Here is an 18110-nt window from a genome sequence, read left to right on the forward strand (position 1 = left end):
AACCCACAACACCGATTCAACAGGAGAACCGCATGTCCGATCCCGTCGTCATCGTTTCCGTCGCCCGCACACCGCTGGGCGGTTTCCAGGGCGAGCTTTCCAGCCTGACCACGCCGCAGCTCGGCGCCATCGCCATCAAGTCGGCGGTCGAGCGCGCCGGCCTCAAGCCCGAGCAGGTCGAAGAGGTCATCATGGGCTGCGTGCTGCCCGCCGGTCTGGGCCAGGCGCCCGCCCGCCAGGCTGCGCTCGGCGCCGGCCTGCCGCTGTCGGCCGGCTGCACCACCATCAACAAGGTGTGCGGTTCGGGCATGAAGGCCACCATGCTGGCCCACGACCTGATCCTCGCCGGTACCAACGAGGTGATGGTCGCCGGCGGCATGGAGTCGATGTCCAACGCGCCCTACCTGCTGCCCAAGGCGCGCGGCGGCTACCGCCTCGGCCACGGCCAGATGTTCGACCACATGTTCCTCGACGGCCTGGAAGACAGCTACTCCAAGGAGAACAAGGGTCGCCTGATGGGCACCTTCGCCGAGGAATGCGCGAGCCACTTCAGCTTCAGCCGCCAGGCGCAGGACGAGTTCGCCATCGCCTCGACCACCCGTGCCCAGGCCGCGATCAACAACGGCGACTTCACCTGGGAAGTGGTGCCGGTCACCGTGTCGGGTCGCAAGGGCGACGTCGTCGTCGACAAGGACGAGCAGCCGCTGAAGGCGCAGATCGACAAGATCCCGGGCCTCAAGCCCGCGTTCAAGAAGGACGGCACGGTCACGCCGGCCAACTCGAGCTCGATCTCGGACGGCGCCGCGGCGCTGGTGCTGATGCGCAAGTCGACCGCCGACAAGCTGGGCCTGAAGCCGGTCGCGACCATCGTCGGCCATGCCACCCATGCGCAGGAGCCGGCCTGGTTCACGACGGCCCCGGTGGGCGCGATGCAGAAGGTGCTGGCCAAGGCCGGCTGGTCGACCGACGACGTCGATCTGTGGGAGATCAACGAGGCCTTCGCGGTCGTCACCATGGCGGCGATGCACGAGATGAAGCTGGCGCACGACAAGGTCAACGTCAATGGCGGCGCCTGCGCGCTGGGCCATCCGATCGGCGCCTCGGGTGCGCGCATCCTGGTCTCGCTGATCGGCGCGCTGCGCAAGCGCGGCCTCAAGCGCGGTGTCGCCAGCCTGTGCATCGGCGGCGGCGAGGCGACGGCGATGGCGATCGAGGTGGATGCCTCGGTGGGCTGCGGCGGCTGATTGCCTGTGCTTCGAACCGCCAGCCGCGCCGGGGGTTCGTTCCGCAGCCTGCGGAACGAACCCTGCGGGCTCGGGCAGTCCTCGGCGGCTTCACCAACCCCCGACACGGCCGGCTTGGCCGTGTCGCATATTGACGAGCAATGGAACGGTGCGTCCGTTCCATCAGAGGTTTCATCATGATTCTGACCCAGGAACAGGAACTCATCCGCGACTCGATGCGCGCCTTCGCGCAGGAGCGCCTCGCGCCCTTCGCCGCCGAATGGGACCGCAACCATACCTTCCCGCGCGAGGCACTGAACGAGCTCGCCGAACTCGGCGCGCTCGGCATGGTGGTGCCCGAGGAGTGGGGCGGGGCCGGCATGGACTACATGAGCCTGGTGCTGACGCTGGAAGAGATCGCGGCTGGCGACGGCGCCACCTCGACCATCGTCAGCGTGCAGAACTCGCTGCCCTGCGGCATCCTCAACCGCTTCGGCACCGATGCGCAGAAGGAAGCCTGGCTGAAGCCGCTCGCCCGCGGCGAGAAGCTCGGCTGCTTCTGCCTCACCGAGCCGCACGTGGGCTCGGACGCCTCGGCCATCCGCACTTCCGCGGTGCGCGACGGTGACGAGTGGGTGCTGAACGGCGTCAAGCAGTTCATCACCACCGGCAAGCACGCCGACGTCGCCATCGTGTTCGCGGTGACCGACAAGGCTGCCGGCAAGAAGGGCATCACCTGCTTCCTGGTGCCTGCCACTGCACCGGGCTACCAGGTCGGTCGCATCGAGGAGAAGATGGGGCAGAAGGCCTCCGATACCACGCAGATCCTGTTCGAGAACTGCCGCATCCCGGCGGACTCGGTGGTTGGTGCGGAAGGCGAGGGCTACAGGATCGCGCTGTCGAACCTCGAAGCCGGCCGCATCGGCATTGCCGCGCAGTGCCTGGGCATGGCCCGCGCCGCGCTGGAGGCGGCGGTGAAGTATGCGCAGGAGCGCGAGAGCTTCGGCAAGCCGATCTTCGAGCACCAGGCGGTGAACTTCCGCCTCGCCGACATGGCCACGCAGCTCGAGGCCGCGCGCCAGCTCGTGTGGCACGCCGCCAGCCTGAAGGATGCGGGCCGTCCGTGCCTGAAGGAGGCCTCGATGGCCAAGCTGTTTGCCTCCGAGATGGCCGAGCGCGTGTGTTCGGATGCCATCCAGGTGCACGGCGGCTATGGCTACGTCACCGACTTCCCGGTCGAGCGCATCTACCGTGACGTGCGCGTGTGCCAGATCTACGAAGGCGCCAGCGACATCCAGAAGCTGGTCATCGGGCGCGCGCTGGCAGCTTGATGCCGAGGGACGGGCGCGGCGGCATGGCGCCCCGCCCGTCCTGCAGCGCGATCGTCAGACGGGCTTGGTGTCGTGGATCTGCCGGTCGCGGCCCGACAGAAAGCCGAATACGGCCATGACGAGGGCGAGCGCGAGGCAGCCGGCCAGCGGTACGTCCCAGCTGCCGGCGGCGTCGTGCATCCAGCCGATCAGTGGCGGGCCACTGGCCGCCAGCAGATAACCGATGCACTGCGCCATGCCTGAAAGTGCGGCGGCCTGCTCGGGGCTGCGCGTGCGCAGGCCCATGAACATCAGGCTCAGCGTCACGCCGGCGCCCGCGCCAAAGCCGAAGCAGACCACCCACAGCGTTGCCAGTGACGGGTGCGCCAACAGCCCGCCGAGCGCCAGCACGATCAGCAGCGACACCGCGACCGCGATCGCCTTCTGATTGCGGCTGCGCTGGATCAGCGGGCCAAGCAGCAGGCCTGGTACGGCCGATGCGAGTTGCATCAGGCCGTGCAGCGATCCGGCGCCGGTGGCCGAATGGCCGTGCGCGAGCAGGATCGTGGGCAGCCAGCCGACGATCACGTAGTACACGAAGGAATTCAAGCCCATGAACAGGGTGACCTGCCAGGCGAGCGCCGACGTCCATACCGGCGCGGCGCGAGTCCCGGCAGTCGTCATCGCGGCCGGATGGTGCCGGCCGGACAGGCGCGTCCACCAGACGGCGAGCGCCGCGAGCGGCAGCACGATCATCGTCGCCAGCGCGCCGTCCCAGCCGAGTCCGAAACGGGTCGCCAGCGGTGTCATCGTCGCCGAGGCCAGGGCCGCCGCCACGCCCATCGTCAACGCATAGGCGCTCGTCATGCTGGGGATGCGGGTGGGGAAGTCGCGCTTGATCAGGCTCGGCAGCAAGACGTTGCCGAGCGCGATGCCGATGCCGATCGCCGCCGTGCCGGCGAAGAGACTCCACTGCGGCCCGAGTGAACGCAGGGCGATGCCGCCCGCGATCAGTACCAGTGCGGCGAACAGCACGGCTTCGAGGCCGGTGCGGCGCGCAAGGCGCGGTGCCAGCGGCGAGAAGAACGCGAAGGCAAGCAGCGGCAGCGTGGTGAGCAGGCCGGCCAGGGTGGTGTCGAGGTCGAGGGCGGGCTGCAGGATCGGCAGCAGCGGCGGCAGTCCGGTGATCGGTGCGCGCAGGTTGGCGGCGATCAGCAGGATGCCGGCGAGGATCAGGAGCAGACGGGCGTTGCGCGGGGTGGGGTGTCGTGTGTCGGTCATGTGGGGGTGTGTCCATGACGTGGTCTGGCCTGGTGCATGCGCGCCAGGCCGGTGTCGCCAGCGTTCTTCGGGTTGCGGGATGGGTTGGTCGTGGGCCGTCGTGATGCGGGCTGGCCCAAGGCGGCGCGCGGCGCGGTTCTCACGCCGGCGTGATCAGCTCCCTGACCTTCGACTCGATGAGCTCGATCAGATTGCGCTGCACCTGGGTCATCGGGCGCCGTGCGCTGACGGCCCATGACAGGTGTGTCAGCAGGCCGGGGTCGCGGATCGACCGCAGCACGAGATCGTTCTGCAGTCGCGGCGAATGAGCGTCGAATGCGCTGGCAGGGAGTATGCCGGAGCCGAGTCCGTCCGCAACCAGGTCGAGGATGGCCGGCGTGGCTTCCGCCTCGATGGTGATGTGAGGCTGCAGGCCGAGTCGCTGCATCTCGGTCTCAACGATCATCCTGATCGCATTCGGGCGGCCAGGCAGGATGAGCGGCAGCCTGGCCACCTCGCGCAGGCTCACCGGGCCGGTTTCGCTGGTCTGCCGCCTGGCCTGCAACAGGTGGAGCGATTGCGACAGCAGGGGATGGATTTCGAGGTCGGGCGAAGGCCGGGCCTGATAGAGCAGCGCGATGTCGAGGCGGCCCTGGATCACCGATTCCTGCATCGTGAAGGACAGGCCCTCGTTGATCGACAGGATGGCGTCGGGCATCAGTTCGCGGAAGGCATGCGTCAGCGGCACCGTGAGTACGCGCGAGACGCTGGGGGGCATGCCCACCGCCACCCGCCCGACCTCCCCGCCGCGCGCGCGCGCCAGCTCCTCGCGGACACGCTCGATCTGGTGCAGCACGCCGCGGCCGTGTTCGAGCAGGATCTTGCCGGCCTCGGTGGTCGTCACGCCGCGTCCATTGCGCAGCAGCAGCGGTTGGCGCAGTTCGATCTCGAGCTGGCGGATCTGCCGGCTGAGTGCCGGCTGTGCGATGTCCAGCGCGATGGAGGCACGGGTGAAGCTGCCCAGTTCGGCGACGTGGACGAAGTACTCGATCTGCTTGATATCCATTTCCGATCGACGCTATTTATTATCCCTTCTATGATTCTATATCAAAATGCGATAGCAGATAGAGTCAGTCCATCCTATTGAACAGAGGGGGGTGGTTCCAGAATTGGCGGCATGCAAACACCCATTCCCACCCTGTTCATGCGCGGCGGCACTTCGCGAGGCCCGTTCTTCCGGGAAAGCGATCTGCCTGCGGATGTTGCGACGCGCGATCGAGTCCTGCTTGCCGTGATGGGGTCGCCCGACCGCCGTCAGATCGACGGTCTGGGCGGCGCCAATCCGCTGACGAGCAAGGTCGGCATCGTGCGCCCCGGCTCCCGGCCGGGCGTGGATCTGGACTTCCTGTTCGCGCAGTTGCAGCCCGAGAAGGACACGGTCGACACCACGCCCAACTGCGGCAACATGCTGGCGGCCGTCGTGCCCTTCGCGCTCGAGACGGGCATGGTCCGCGCGCAGGGCGAGGAATCCACTTTCCGCGTGCTGACCCTCAATACCGGCATGGCTTGCGACATCACCGTGCAGACCCCCGGTGGCCGGGTGAGCTACGAGGGTGACGCCCGCATCGACGGTGTACCGGGTAGCTCGGCGCCGATCAAGATCAATTTTCTTGATACCGCAGGTTCGGTCTGTTCCGGTCTGCTGCCCACCGGCAAGGTGCGCGACGTCATCGATGGCGTCGAGGTGACCTGCATCGACAACGGCATGCCGTTGGTGATCTTTCGTGCCGCCGACGTCGGCCGTACCGGCTACGAGAGCGTGGCCGAGCTGAACGCCGACACCGAACTCAAGGCGCGCATCGAACGCCTGCGCATTGCCTGCGGCCATGCGATGGGCCTGGGCGACGTGAGCGCCAAGAACTACCCCAAGATGACACTGGTTGCGCCGCCGCGCGACGGCGGCAGCCTGACCACGCGCAGCTTCATCCCGCATGTTTGCCACGACGCCATTGGCGTGCTTGCCGCGGTGACCGTCGGCACGGCCTGTGTGCTGCGCGGCTCGATCACCGAAGGCATCGCCGTGGTGCCCGAAGGCCTGGCGCGCACCGTGTCTGTGGAGCACCCGACCGGCGAGTTCTCGGTCGAGCTGGAACTGGATCCGGCCGATCCGCAAAACGTTACCCGCGCTGCGCTGTTGCGCACCGCGCGCCTCATCATGCGCGGCGAAGTCATGGTGCCGGCATCCATCTGGAAAGGAGACAAGCAATGATCATCGACATCCACGGTCACTACACGACGGCGCCGAAGGCGCTGGAAGACTGGCGCAACCAGCAGATCGCCGGCCTGAAGGACCCCTCGGTCGCACCCAAGGTCTCCGACCTGAAGATCAGCGATGACGAACTGCGCGAGACCATCGAGAAGAACCAGCTGCGCCTGATGAAGGAGCGCGGCTCGGACCTGACGATCTTCTCGCCGCGCGCCAGCTTCATGGCCCACCACATCGGCGACTTCAACACCAGCGCGACCTGGTCGGCGATCTGCAACGAGCTGTGCTATCGCGTCTCGCAGCTGTTTCCGGACCACTTCATCGGCGCCGCCATGCTGCCGCAGTCGCCCGGTGTCGACCCGAAGACCTGCATCCCCGAGATCGAGAAGTGCGTCAATGAATACGGTTTCGTCGGCATCAACCTGAACCCGGACCCCTCCGGCGGCCACTGGACCAGCCCGCCGCTGCACGACCGTCACTGGTACCCCATCTACGAGAAGATGGTCGAGCTCGACATCCCGGCCATGGTGCACGTGTCGACCAGCTGCAACGCCTGCTTCCACACCACCGGCGCGCACTACCTCAACGCGGATACGACCGCCTTCATGCAGTGCCTGACCAGCGACCTGTTCAAGGACTTCCCGACGCTGAAGTTCGTGATTCCGCACGGCGGCGGCGCGGCGCCCTACCACTGGGGCCGTTTCCGCGGCCTGGCGCAGGAACTGAAGAAGCCGCTGCTCACCGAGCACCTGCTGAACAACATCTACTTCGACACCTGCGTGTACCACCAGCCCGGCATCGACCTGCTGACGAAGGTCATCCCGGTCAAGAACGTGCTGTTCGCCTCCGAGATGATCGGTGCGGTGCGTGGCATCGACCCCGAGACCGGCCACTACTACGACGACACCAAGCGCTACATCGAGAGCGCCAACCTGACCGCCGAAGAGCGCCACATGATCTACGAAGGCAACGCCCGCCGCGTGTATTCGCGCCTGGATGCCGCGCTGAAGGCCAAGGGCCTGTAAGAGGAGAGGGGAAGATGACGCAACTGAACCAGCTCGGCATCGTCAAGCGCAACATCGTCCGCGCCGACAAGGCAGCGGTCGAAAAGCTGTCGCGCTTCGGCGTCGCCACCATCCACGAGGCCATGGGCCGCGTCGGCCTGATGAAGCCCTACATGCGTCCGGTCTACACCGGCGCCAGGATGTGCGGCACCGCCGTCACCATCCTGCTGCAGCCGGGCGACAACTGGATGATGCACGTCGCCGCCGAACAGCTGCAGGAAGGCGACGTCGCCGTCGCCGCGTGCACCACCGACAACGCCGACGGCTTCTTCGGCGACCTGCTCGCCACCTCGTTCAAGGCGCGCGGCGCGCGCGGCCTGATCATCGATGGCGGCGTGCGCGACGTGGCCGATCTCGAGCAGATGGGCTTCCCGGTGTTCGCCAAGGCCATCCACGCCAAGGGCACCATCAAGGCCACGCTCGGCTCGGTGAACGTGCCGGTGGTGTGCGCCGGTGCGCTGGTCAATCCGGGTGACGTCGTCATTGCCGACGTCGACGGCGTGGTCGTCGTGCCCGCCGCCATCGCCCAGCAGGTGGCCGATGCCGCCGAGAAGCGCGAGTCCTTCGAAGGCGAGAAGCGCGAGAAGTTCGCTGCCGGCGTGCTCGGCCTCGACCTCTACAAGATGCGCGAGCCGCTGGAAAAGGCCGGCCTCAAGTACATCGACTGAGGTTCAGCCGCCGACTACAAAAAGGGACGGTCCGACCGGCGCCGGCTGCAGCGCACCGGCGGGCCCCACCCCCAGCCACAACAGAGAGAACACCAGAGGACACGCATGCAATTCGAAAAGACCCCCGGCTGGCTCGATTGGTACGCCGGCCCGAGCAAGCCCCGCTTCACGCTGCCGGCCGGCGCGGTGGATGCGCACTGCCATGTGTTCGGCCCCGGCGCGGAGTTTCCCTACGCCCCCGAACGCAAGTACACCCCCTGCGACGCGAGCAAGGCGCAGCTCTTCGCGCTGCGCGACCACCTCGGCTTCGCCCGTAACGTGGTCGTGCAGGCCACCTGCCACGGCGCCGACAACCGCGCCATGGTCGATGCGTGCAAGGCTTCGAGCGGCAGGGCGCGCGGGGTCGCCACGGTGCGTCGCAGCATCACCGACCAGGAACTGCAGGACCTGCACGCCGCCGGCGTGCGCGGCGTGCGCTTCAACTTCGTCAAGCGCCTGGTGGACTTCACGCCCAAGGACGAACTGCTCGAGATCGCCAACCGCATCGCCCCGCTGGGCTGGCACGTGGTGATCTACTTCGAGGCGGTCGACCTGCCCGAGCTGTGGGACTTCTTCACCGCGCTGCCCACCACCGTGGTCGTCGACCACATGGGCCGCCCGGACGTCTCCAAGCCGATCGACGGTCCGGAGTTCGAGCTGTTCGTGAAGTTCATGCGCGAGAACTCCAACGTCTGGTCCAAGGTCAGCTGCCCCGAGCGCCTGTCCGTCACCGGCCCCAAGGCGCTGGACGACGAGCAGAATGCCTACCGGGACGTCGTGCCCTTCGCCCGCCGCATCGTCGAGCAGTTCCCCGACCGCGTGCTGTGGGGTACCGACTGGCCGCACCCCAACCTGAAGGACCACATGCCCGACGACGGCCTGCTGGTCGACTTCATCCCGCACATCGCGCCGACCGCCGAACTGCAGCGCAAGCTGCTGGTCGATAACCCGATGCGTCTCTACTGGCCGGAGGAGTGCTGATCATGGCTTTGGACAAACCTTACCTGGACATTCCCGGCACGATCATTTTCGATGCCGAGCAGTCGCGCAAGGGCTACTGGCTCAACCAGTTCTGCATGTCGCTGATGAAGGCCGACAACCGCGCCCGCTTCAAGGCGGACGAGCGCGCCTATCTCGACGAATGGCCCATGACCGAGGAGCAGAAGCAGGCCGTGCTGGCGCGCGACCTCAACTGGTGCATGCGCACCGGCGGCAACATCTACTTCCTCGCCAAGATCGGTGCCACCGACGGCCTGAGCTTCCAGCAGATGGCGGGCAGCATGACCGGCATGACCGAAGAGGAATACCGCGACATGATGATCAAGGGCGGCCGTTCGCCCGAGGGCAACCGCTACCTGGGCGAAGACGGTGACGCCCAGCCGCAGCACCAGCCGCAAGGTGCGGCGGGCAAGAACAAGGGAGCCTGACAGCATGGCCAAGATTTCCGCATCGGTTTACACCTCGCACGTGCCGGCCATCGGTGCCGCCATCGACCTCAAGAAGACCGGCGAGGCCTACTGGCAGCCGCTGTTCGCCGGCTACGAGTACTCGAAGGAATGGATGAAGGAGAACACGCCCGACGTGATCTTCCTCGTCTACAACGACCACGCCACGGCCTTCAGCCTGGACATGATCCCGACCTTCGCCATCGGCACCGCCGCCGAGTTCATCCCGGCCGACGAAGGCTACGGCCCGCGTCCGGTGCCCAAGGTCATCGGCCATCCGGAGCTCGCCTCGCACATCGCGCAGAGCGTGATCCAGGACGATTTCGACCTCACCATCGTCAACAAGATGGAAGTCGACCACGGCCTCACCGTGCCGCTGTCGCTGATGTTCGGCGAGCCCGAGGCCTGGCCATGCAAGGTCATCCCCTTCGCGGTCAACGTCGTGCAGTATCCGGTGCCGTCGGGCCGCCGCTGCTTCCAGCTCGGCCAGGCCATCCGCAAGGCGGTGGCGTGTTTCGACGACGACATCAAGGTGCAGATCTGGGGCACGGGCGGCATGAGCCACCAGCTTCAGGGCGCGCGTGCCGGCCTGCTCAACCGCGAGTGGGACAATGCCTTCCTGGATCGCCTGATCGCCGACCCGGCGGGGCTGTCCGAAGTGCCGCACATCGAGTACGTTCGCGAGGCCGGCTCCGAAGGCATCGAGCTGGTGATGTGGCTGATCGCACGCGGCGCGATGAGCGACATCCAGGGCGGTCCGGCGCCCACGGTCAAGCACCGCTTCTATCACATTCCCGCGTCCAACACGGCCGTGGGCCACCTGATCCTGGAGAACAACTGATGAGCAAGACGATCAAGGTCGCACTCGCCGGTGCCGGCGCATTCGGCATCAAGCACCTGGACGGCATCAAGAACATCGACGGCGTCGAAGTGGTTTCGCTGATCGGCCGTGACCTGGAAAAGACCCGCGAAGTCGCCACGCAGTACAAGGTCGGCCACGTCACCAATGACCTCGCCGAGACCCTGGCGCTGCCCGAGGTCGATGCGGTGATCCTGTGCACTCCGACGCAGATGCACGCCGACCAGTCGATCCAGTGCCTGAAGGCCGGCAAGCACGTGCAGGTCGAGATCCCGCTCGCCGACACGCTGAAGGGCGCCGAGGAAGTCGCGCGCCTGCAGAAGGAAACCGGCCTGGTCGCCATGGTCGGCCACACGCGCCGCTTCAACCCCAGCCACCAGTGGGTGCACAACAAGGTCAAGGCGGGTGAGTTCAATGTCCAGCAGATGGACGTGCAGACCTATTTCTTCCGCCGCACCAACATGAACGCGCTGGGCCAGCCGCGCAGCTGGACCGACCACCTGCTGTGGCACCATGCGGCCCACACCGTCGATCTGTTCGCCTATCAGGCCAACAGCCCGATCGTGCAGGCCAATGCCATCCAGGGCCCGATCCACCCGACGCTGGGCATCGCGATGGACATGTCCATCCAGCTCAAGGCCGCGAACGGCGCCATCTGCACGCTGTCGCTGTCCTTCAACAATGACGGCCCGCTCGGCACCTTCTTCCGCTACATCGGCGACACCGGCACCTACATCGCCCGCTACGACGACCTGTTCAACGGCAAGGAAGAGAAGATCGACGTCTCCAAGGTCGACGTGTCGATGAACGGCATCGAGCTGCAGGACCGCGAGTTCTTTGCCGCCATCCGCGAAGGCCGCGAGCCGAACTCGAGCGTGCACAAGGTGCTGCCGTGCTACCAGGTGCTGCACCAGCTCGAGCAGCAACTGAACGCCGCCTGAGCCCGATGCATCGCGCCTGATCCGTCCCGATCAGGCTTTCCGGCTCCATCCTCACGGCTGGAGCCGTTGTCATTTTCTGCAGGAGCCCCGCATGCAACAACGCAAACTCGGTCCCTTCCAGGTCGGCGCCATCGGCCTGGGCTGCATGAACCTGAGCCACGCCTATGGCGTGCCGCCTTCGCCCGAAGTGGGCGAAGCCGTGTTGCTGCGGGCGCTGGAACTGGGCGTGACGCACTTCGACACCGCCGCGCTGTACGGCTTCGGCGCCAACGAGACGCTGGTGGGCCGTGTGCTGGGCAAGCACCGTTCGCGCTACACGCTGGCGAGCAAGTGCGGCATGACCGGCGTGGATGGCAAGCGCGTCATCGACGGCCGTCCCGCGACCATCAAGCGCACCTGCGAAGAGGCGCTGCAGCGCCTGCAGACCGACGTCATCGACCTGTACTACCTGCACCGCTGGGACAAGGTGGTGCCGATCGAGGACAGCATGGGCGCGATGGCCGACCTGGTGCGCGAGGGCAAGATCCGCAGTATCGGCCTGTCCGAGGTGTCGGCCGATACCCTGCGCCGCGCGCATGCGGTGCACCCGGTCGCGGCGCTGCAGACCGAATATTCGCTGTGGACGCGCAACCCCGAGATCGCGGTGCTCGACGCCTGCCGCGAACTGGGCGTCTCCTTTGTCGCCTTCAGTCCGGTGGCGCGCGGTTTCCTCGCCGGCGCGCTGACCGATCCGGCGCAGGTCGCCGCCTTCGAGGCCAAGGACATCCGCCGCGCGATGCCGCGCTTCCAGAGCGCGCATTTCGCTGCCAACCTGCGACTGCTCGACGGCTACCTCGGGCTCGCGCGCGAGGCCGGCTGCACGCCCGCGCAACTGGCGCTGGCCTGGTTGCTGGCCAAGGGTACGGACATCCTGCCGATTCCCGGCACGACCAGCCTCGCGCACCTGGAAGAGAACCTGAAGGCCGCCGACGTCGCGCTGGCGCCCGACCTCGTCGCGCGGCTCGAGGCCCTGATCAACGCCCGGACCGTCTCCGGCCCGCGCTACCCGGCCGCCACGCAGGTCGAGATCGATACCGAAGAATTCGCTGCGTGAGCGGTGCCGCGGACAACGACTCCCTCTACGGTTCCGTCATCCACCCGGATGCGGAGCCGGTTCCCTCGACCCCCGCGCCGCCTCCCCGCGGCCGGGGGTTCTTTTTGAATCCCTGACCTGCGTGCCGGTCGCAAGCCCGGCCGCCGGAGCCTGACGTGCTCGACATCCTCGCCATCACCACCCCGGTCTTCATCCTGATCGGCCTCGGCTTCGGCGCCGTGCGCCTGGGCCTGTTCTCCAAGCCCGACATGCGCGTGCTCGGCACCTTCGTCATCCGCTTCGCGTTGCCGGCGATGCTGTTCCAGGCCCTGTCGCAGCGGCCTTTCCGTGAGGTGATGAACTCCGGTTATCTGCTCGCCTATGCGCTGGGCTCGCTCGCGGCGATGGCGGCGACGGTGCTGCTGGCGCGCTGGGTGTTCAAGCGCAGCTTCCGCGACAGCGTCGTGTTCGGCATGGGGGCGTCGCTGTCGAACAGCGCGTTCATCGGCCTGCCGGTGGCGCTGCAGGTGCTGGGCCCGATCGCCACCGTGGCGATGGCGCTGACCATGCTGGTCGAGAACCTGCTGATGCTGCCGCTGGTGCTGATCCTGGCCGACAGCGCCGGCAACAGGGGCGCGAGCATCCTGCGCATCCTGCGCGACATCGCGCTCAACCTGCTGAAGAACCCGATGATCATCGCGATCGCCATCGGCTTCAGCTTCGCGCTCACCGGCATCCGCCTGCCGCAGCCGCTGTTCAAGGCGATCGACATGCTGTCGCTGGCCTCGGCCGCGATCGCGCTGTTCGTCATCGGCGGCAACCTCGCCGGCAGCACGGTGAAGGGGATGGGGCGCGAGGTCGCCCTTGTGACTGGCGGCAAGCTCCTGCTGCACCCGCTGGCGGTGTTGCTGGCGGTGTTTCTGATCCCGGGCATTTCCGCCGAGCTGCAGGCCGCAGCGGTGTTCTTCGCCTGCGTACCGATGTTCAGCATCTACGCCATCCTCGGCCAGAAGTACGGCCTGGAAGGCCTGTGCTCCGCGGTGCTGGTGATGGCGACCGTGGTCTCCTTCATCACCATCAGCGCGTTCATCTGGCTGGTGAAGGTCGGCGGGGTGATCCCGGGGCTGGGCTGAGCCCCGGGTACCGCCTCACAGCCCGGGCAGGCTGTCCTCGGGCGCGCCCCAGGCGAGCCAGCCGCCGTCGGCGACCAGGGTGCTGCCGGTGACGAAGCTGGCACGCTCGGAGGCGAGGAAGGCGATGACCTCGGCGATCTCTTCCGGGCGCGCCATCCGGCCCATCGGCGTGCGGGACAGCAGGCTGCGAGCGTTCAGCGCACCCTTCGCTTCCAGTTCGGCCACCAGCGCGGTGCGCACATAGCCCGGCGCGACGGCGTTGACGCGCACGCCGTGGCGAGCCCATTCGCAGGCCATCGAACGCGTCATGCCGACGATGCCCGCCTTCGCCGCTGCATAGGCGTTGCGCTGGGGAATGCCGGCGAAGCCCGCGATGGAGGACAGGTTGACGATGCTGCCGCAGCCCTGCGCAAGCATCACCCGACCCACCGCCTGCGACATCAGGAAGGTGCCGCGCAGGTGCACGCCGATCACCCGGTCGAAGGCGGCGAGTTGCTGATCGACCGTGGCGGCGACCTGCTCGGGGACGCCGGCGTTGTTCACCAGCATGTCGATGCGGCCGAAGCGGTCCACGACAGTGTCGACCAGCGCCGCGACATCCTCCTGCCCGGTCACGTCGGCACCCAGGCCACAGTGGCGTTCGCCCAGCGCGGCCGCACGTGCCTGCGCCGCATCCGCACGCAGGTCGGCGACGACCACATGTTCGACTTCCTGGGCCAGGCGCTGGGCCGTGGCCCAGCCGATGCCGTCGGCGCCGCCGGTGACGATCGCCACCTTGCCCTTCGTCGGTGAGCTCATGCTTCAGGTCCTCCGCAGGCTGGGCATGTCGACCATGCGGATCAGCCGCGTTTCCTGGGCGGTGATCAGGTGGCCGGAGGCAGCAAGGTACTTCGGGAAGTCGGGGTGCGTGTCGCGCGCCCGGCAACGCGCCTCGTAGTCCGCCATGCTGTCGTAGGCCCACAGATGGATGAACTGGTTCTGTGCGCCGACGAGGCTGGTGTAGAAACCGACCGGGTGACCGAGGGTCTCGAGCAGGATCGGCATCGCGAGACGGTCGAAGACCTCGATGAACTCGTTCATCTTGCGCAGCTGGATGGTGTAGATGCGGTGATCCACCAGCGGCTTGTCGAGCGGGCGGGGCAGGGCCTCAGGCAACATGGACCATCTCCTTGCGCTCGATCTGCATGGCGGGGATCTGCACCGTTTCCAGCGCACCGGCGATGTGACGGCCCGTGATGTAGCCGAAGGTCATGATCGGCCCGAGCGTGATGCCGGCGCCGGGGTAGTTGCCGCCCATCACGCTGGCGCGGTCGTTGCCCACCGAGAACAGGCCGGGGATGGGGGCGCCGGTGTCGTCCAGCACTTCGCCGACCACGCTGGTGCGGATGCCGTCGAAGGTGCCGAGATCGCCCATCACCACCTTGACCGCGTAGTACGGCCCCTTGCCGACCGGTGCGACGCAGGGGTTGGGCTTGTTTTCCGGGTCGGCCAGGTAGCGGTTGAAGGCGGTGGTGCCGCGGCCGAACTGCAGGTCGTGGCCGCCGGCCGCGCCCTGGTTGTAGGCGGCGACGGTCTTTTCCAGGCCCTCGGCATCGATGCCGGCGTTGCGTGCCAGTTCGGCCAGCGTGTCGCCCTTGATCAGGTAGCCGTTGCGGAGGAACTTGCCGACCGGCATCGGCGCGGGCTTGACATAGCCCAGGCCATACTTGCTCAGCGTGGCCTGATCGCACACCAGCCACATCGCGGTTTCCTTCTCGTCCTTGCAGGCCTCGATCATGGCGGCGCCGACGTCGTGGTAGGACTCGGACTCGTTGCAGAAGCGCTTGCCCTTGCGCGTCACACCGATGATGCCCGGCTTGTAGCGGTCGAGCAGGTGGGGAAAGACGCCGAAGCGGCCCTTGCCCAGCGGCACCCGCGACACCGGCATCCAGGCCGAGGCGTTGGGGTAGCGGATCTCGACCACGCCGCCGACCTGCTCGGCCATGCGCGCGCCGTCACCGGTGTTGCCGGCCGGCACGGGCGACAGGTGTTCGCCGCCGCGCTGCAGGTGCGGATAGGCCTTCCTGATGCGTGCGACATCGTGTGAGAAACCGCCGCAGGCCAGCACCACGCCGCGCCTGGCGGTGATGTGCACGGTATTGCCGTCCGGACCGTCGGCCAGGGCGCCCACGATGCGGCCGTCGTGCAGCGCCAGCTCCTTGGCGCCGGTGCGCGTGTAGATGGGAATGCCCAGGTCGAGGCAGGACTTGGCCAGCCGCGCGGCCAGCGCATTGCCGCTGGTGACGTTGATGCCGCGTCGGTACAGCGCCAGTTCCTTGACGTGGGTGGCCAGTCGCCGGGCGACGTAGGTGAAGGATTTCAGCGACTTGGTGGCGTTGAAGAAGTGCTTCAGGTCGGCATTGGACGAATTGAACATCATGCCGATGAAGGTGATCGTTTCCAGCGGCGGACGCAGGCGACCCATGTGCTCGCCCAGCACGCGAATGTCGAAGGGCGCGGCGAGGATCGAGCGGCCGATGTCGACCCCGCCCGGCACGGTGGGGTGGTAGTCGGGATAGAGGGTGGGGACGAATTTCACCGCGGTCTCGCGCTCGAAGAACTCGACCATCTCCGGGCCGGCGTCGAGAAAGGCCTCGGCCGCGACGGCGTCGTAGAAGGCGCCGGTCTCGTTCTTCATGTATTCGACGGCGGCCTCGCGGCTATCCGGGATGCCGGCCTTCTTCGCATGCGGGTTGCCGGGAATCCAGAGCACGCCACCGGAGAAGGCGGTGGTGCCGCCGAAGACGTCTTCCTTCTCGATCACGACCACATCGAGGCCGTGCTTCTTCGCGGTGATGGCAGTGGACAGGCCGCCGGCGCCGGAGCCGACGACGAGCAGATCGCAGCTGATCCGGCTCGGGGGAACGGGGTGGTTCATGGTCTCTTCCTTGATATGGGGGGCGGGTGCCGTTCAGGCTGCCTTGCCGGTCTGGTTGTAGCCGGGGCGCGGCACCAGATCCATCAGCATGCAGTCCATGCCGCCATCGACCAGGATCTCGGCGCCATTGACGTATGCGGCACGATCGCTGGCGAGGAAGGCGGCGACGTTGGCGATATCGACCGGCTCGCCGATGCGGCGGCTGGCAGTGACGGCCGCGCGCTTCTGCTCGAAGCCCGGTTCCTCGTAGAACTTCGCCGACAGTGCGGTACGGATCATGCCGGGGCATACCGCATTGCTGCGGATGCCCTGCGGGCCCCATTCGGCCGCCATCTGGCGCGACATCAGCAGCACGCCGGCCTTGCTCGCGCTGTAGGCGCCGCTATTGGTCTGCGGATTGAGCGCCGAGATCGAGGCGACGTTGACGATGCTGCCGCCGCCGCGTTCGCGCATGTGCGCGGCGAAACTGCGCGCGCACAGCAGATAGCCCGTCAGGTTCACGGCCAGCACCTGGTTCCAGTCGGCGAGGCTGACGTCGGCCAGCGGCGCGGCGCGCAGCAGGCCGGCATTGTTGATCAGCGCCTGGCAGGGGCCCAGTTCGCCTTGCACGCGCTGAGCGGCAGCCTGCACCGCCGCTTCGTCCGCGGTGTCGAGGGCGAGGCCGAGGGTCGTGGCACCGGCAGCGTTGAGTTGCGCCGACAGGCGCGACACGCCTTCGGCATTGAGGTCGAGCAGGACGACGCGTGCGCCTGCAGCGGCAAGGGTCTCGGCGATGGCGGCGCCGATGCCGCTGGCCGCGCCGGTCACGACGCAGACCTTGCCTTCGAGGCCGAGCCAGTTGTCGATCATGTTGGTGTCTCCCATGGGGGTCTTGGTGTGAGGCCATGTTAGGGAGGTCTATCGTCCGATCAAATCGACAAATGCTTCGGTGAGCCGGATAATTCGTGCATCGGCGGAAAGGAGTTCGATGGCGTGAAGACCCTCCCAAATTACGATCTGTATGGCACGGAGGCCAAGCCCGCGTGGCTGGATTCCTTCAGTTTCGAGTGGATTCCCGAGCGTTCCGCGCCCAATAACTGGGAAATCGACGCTCACACCCACGACGCGATGATGCAGCTGCTGTATGTCTGCAGGGGGAGCGGTGAGGCGCTGATCGACGGGACGAAATGGGCAATCGAGCCCCCGTGCCTGATCGTGATCCCGGCGCACGTGGTGCATGGCTTTCATTTCTCGCCCGAGATGGACGGGCCTGTGGTGACGGCGCCGCAGCGGCCGCTCGAGGCGCTTGCCGCCGTCGGGCGGCCGGAACTGTTGTCGGTGCTGCGCACGCCGGCGGTGATCCCGGTGGCGGAGGAGGCGCGCCATGCGGATGCGCTGATGCCGCTTTTCCTTGCGCTGGAGCAGGAGTCGCGCGCCTATGCGCCGGGGCAGATCGCCGCAGGCAGCGCACTGCTGTTGGCGCTGTTCGTGCAGATTGCGCGCATCGGCGAGAACCGCGAGGCGGGCGCCGGCGTTGAGCGCTCACGCCGCGCGGCGCGTATCGAGCGCTTCCGTGCGATGGTCGACCGCCACTTTTCCGAGCATCTGCCGGTCGAGCACTATGCGGCGGCACTGGGGGTGTCGGCGGGGCAGCTCGCACGCCTGTGTCGCGAATCGCTCGGCATGTCGCCGCTGGATGTCATCAACGCGCGCCTGATGCACGAGGCACAGCGCGAACTGGTGTATTCGACCCTCGCCGTCAAGCAGATCGCCGGCTTTCTCGGCTTCGAGGACGAGGCTTACTTCGGTCGCTTCTTCAAGAAGCACGCCGGCCGTACGCCTACGGCATTCCGCGAGCTGGCCCGACGGCAGCTGGCCGACGAGCGCTGACGCGCCCTCGTCGGCAGGCGTGCCGGCGAGGGTGGCAGTGGTCG

At 67.2% G+C, this 18110-nt stretch carries 18 protein-coding genes; 12 read left to right on the plus strand and 6 right to left on the minus strand.

Annotated elements, in window-relative coordinates:
- The first annotated feature begins 32 nt into the window (after window positions 1–32).
- Window positions 33–1244 (plus strand): acetyl-CoA C-acetyltransferase, encoded by a 1212-nt coding sequence (locus AC731_RS16765; protein ID WP_048707822.1) that lies wholly within the window; start codon window positions 33–35, stop codon window positions 1242–1244.
- Between the two features lie 176 nt (window positions 1245–1420).
- Window positions 1421–2554 carry an acyl-CoA dehydrogenase gene (locus AC731_RS16770; RefSeq protein WP_048707825.1) on the plus strand — a complete coding sequence of 378 codons (1134 nt, stop codon included), beginning with the start codon at window positions 1421–1423 and terminating at the stop codon, window positions 2552–2554.
- Between the two features lie 54 nt (window positions 2555–2608).
- Here the strand turns inward: AC731_RS16770 and AC731_RS16775 are convergent, their stop codons facing one another.
- Window positions 2609–3814 (minus strand): MFS transporter, encoded by a 1206-nt coding sequence (locus tag AC731_RS16775; RefSeq protein ID WP_048707827.1) that lies wholly within the window; start codon window positions 3812–3814, stop codon window positions 2609–2611.
- Window positions 3815–3953: 139 nt separating this feature from the next.
- Entirely contained in the window at window positions 3954–4859 is a 906-nt protein-coding gene (locus AC731_RS16780; protein ID WP_004259914.1) for a LysR substrate-binding domain-containing protein, read from the minus strand.
- 111 nt (window positions 4860–4970) lie between these two features.
- Between AC731_RS16780 and AC731_RS16785 the strand changes: the two genes are divergently transcribed.
- The 9 genes from AC731_RS16785 to AC731_RS16825 all read left to right on the plus strand — a co-directional run bounded on the left by AC731_RS16785 (window position 4971) and on the right by AC731_RS16825 (window position 13280).
- Entirely contained in the window at window positions 4971–6062 is a 1092-nt protein-coding gene (locus AC731_RS16785; protein ID WP_048707828.1) for a 4-oxalomesaconate tautomerase, read from the plus strand.
- Window positions 6059–7084: an amidohydrolase family protein gene (locus AC731_RS16790; RefSeq protein WP_004259921.1), complete on the plus strand. Its 1026-nt coding sequence runs from the start codon at window positions 6059–6061 to the stop codon at window positions 7082–7084. Before AC731_RS16785 ends, AC731_RS16790 begins: the two co-directional genes overlap by 4 nt.
- Before the next feature lie 14 nt (window positions 7085–7098).
- Entirely contained in the window at window positions 7099–7791 is a 693-nt protein-coding gene (gene ligK, locus AC731_RS16795; protein WP_004259925.1) for a 4-carboxy-4-hydroxy-2-oxoadipate aldolase/oxaloacetate decarboxylase, read from the plus strand.
- Between the two features lie 105 nt (window positions 7792–7896).
- Window positions 7897–8811, plus strand: coding sequence for an amidohydrolase family protein (locus AC731_RS16800; RefSeq protein WP_048707830.1), 915 nt, complete (start codon window positions 7897–7899; stop codon window positions 8809–8811).
- 2 nt (window positions 8812–8813) lie between these two features.
- Entirely contained in the window at window positions 8814–9257 is a 444-nt protein-coding gene (ligA, locus tag AC731_RS16805) for a protocatechuate 4,5-dioxygenase subunit alpha (protein ID WP_004259931.1), read from the plus strand.
- A 4-nt stretch (window positions 9258–9261) separates the two neighbouring features.
- A complete protein-coding gene (locus AC731_RS16810) occupies window positions 9262–10116 on the plus strand; it encodes a class III extradiol dioxygenase subunit beta (RefSeq protein WP_048707831.1) in 855 nt (284 codons plus the stop codon).
- The gene (locus AC731_RS16815; RefSeq protein ID WP_205626604.1) at window positions 10116–11075 is read left to right on the plus strand and encodes a Gfo/Idh/MocA family oxidoreductase; all 960 of its coding nucleotides are present in this window, start codon (window positions 10116–10118) and stop codon (window positions 11073–11075) included. Before AC731_RS16810 ends, AC731_RS16815 begins: the two co-directional genes overlap by 1 nt.
- Before the next feature lie 91 nt (window positions 11076–11166).
- On the plus strand, window positions 11167–12168 hold the full coding sequence (locus tag AC731_RS16820) for an aldo/keto reductase (RefSeq protein WP_048707834.1): 1002 nt from the start codon (window positions 11167–11169) through the stop codon (window positions 12166–12168).
- 155 nt (window positions 12169–12323) lie between these two features.
- Window positions 12324–13280, plus strand: a complete 957-nt coding sequence (locus tag AC731_RS16825; RefSeq protein WP_048707837.1) for an AEC family transporter — start codon at window positions 12324–12326, stop codon at window positions 13278–13280.
- Between the two features lie 15 nt (window positions 13281–13295).
- On the opposite strand, the gene AC731_RS16830 is transcribed toward AC731_RS16825, so the two are convergent.
- The 4 genes from AC731_RS16830 to AC731_RS16845 are packed head-to-tail and all read right to left on the minus strand — an operon-like array spanning window position 13296 to window position 17046.
- Window positions 13296–14078 carry an SDR family NAD(P)-dependent oxidoreductase gene (locus tag AC731_RS16830; protein WP_048707839.1) on the minus strand — a complete coding sequence of 261 codons (783 nt, stop codon included), beginning with the start codon at window positions 14076–14078 and terminating at the stop codon, window positions 13296–13298.
- Window positions 14079–14081: 3 nt separating this feature from the next.
- Window positions 14082–14438: an NIPSNAP family protein gene (locus AC731_RS16835; RefSeq protein ID WP_048707842.1), complete on the minus strand. Its 357-nt coding sequence runs from the start codon at window positions 14436–14438 to the stop codon at window positions 14082–14084.
- Complete coding sequence (locus AC731_RS16840; RefSeq protein ID WP_048707844.1) at window positions 14428–16197, minus strand: FAD-dependent oxidoreductase; 1770 nt, start codon at window positions 16195–16197, stop codon at window positions 14428–14430. Before AC731_RS16840 ends, AC731_RS16835 begins: the two co-directional genes overlap by 11 nt.
- A 33-nt stretch (window positions 16198–16230) precedes the next feature.
- Window positions 16231–17046 carry an SDR family NAD(P)-dependent oxidoreductase gene (locus AC731_RS16845; RefSeq protein WP_082794361.1) on the minus strand — a complete coding sequence of 272 codons (816 nt, stop codon included), beginning with the start codon at window positions 17044–17046 and terminating at the stop codon, window positions 16231–16233.
- 123 nt (window positions 17047–17169) lie between these two features.
- On the opposite strand from AC731_RS16845, the gene AC731_RS16850 reads away from it, so the two are divergent.
- The gene (locus AC731_RS16850) at window positions 17170–18066 is read left to right on the plus strand and encodes a helix-turn-helix domain-containing protein (protein WP_004259965.1); all 897 of its coding nucleotides are present in this window, start codon (window positions 17170–17172) and stop codon (window positions 18064–18066) included.
- The last annotated feature ends 44 nt before the right edge of the window (window positions 18067–18110 follow it).

It is taken from the genome of Thauera humireducens (assembly GCF_001051995.2).
Taxonomy (GTDB): Bacteria; Pseudomonadota; Gammaproteobacteria; order Burkholderiales; family Rhodocyclaceae; genus Thauera; species Thauera humireducens.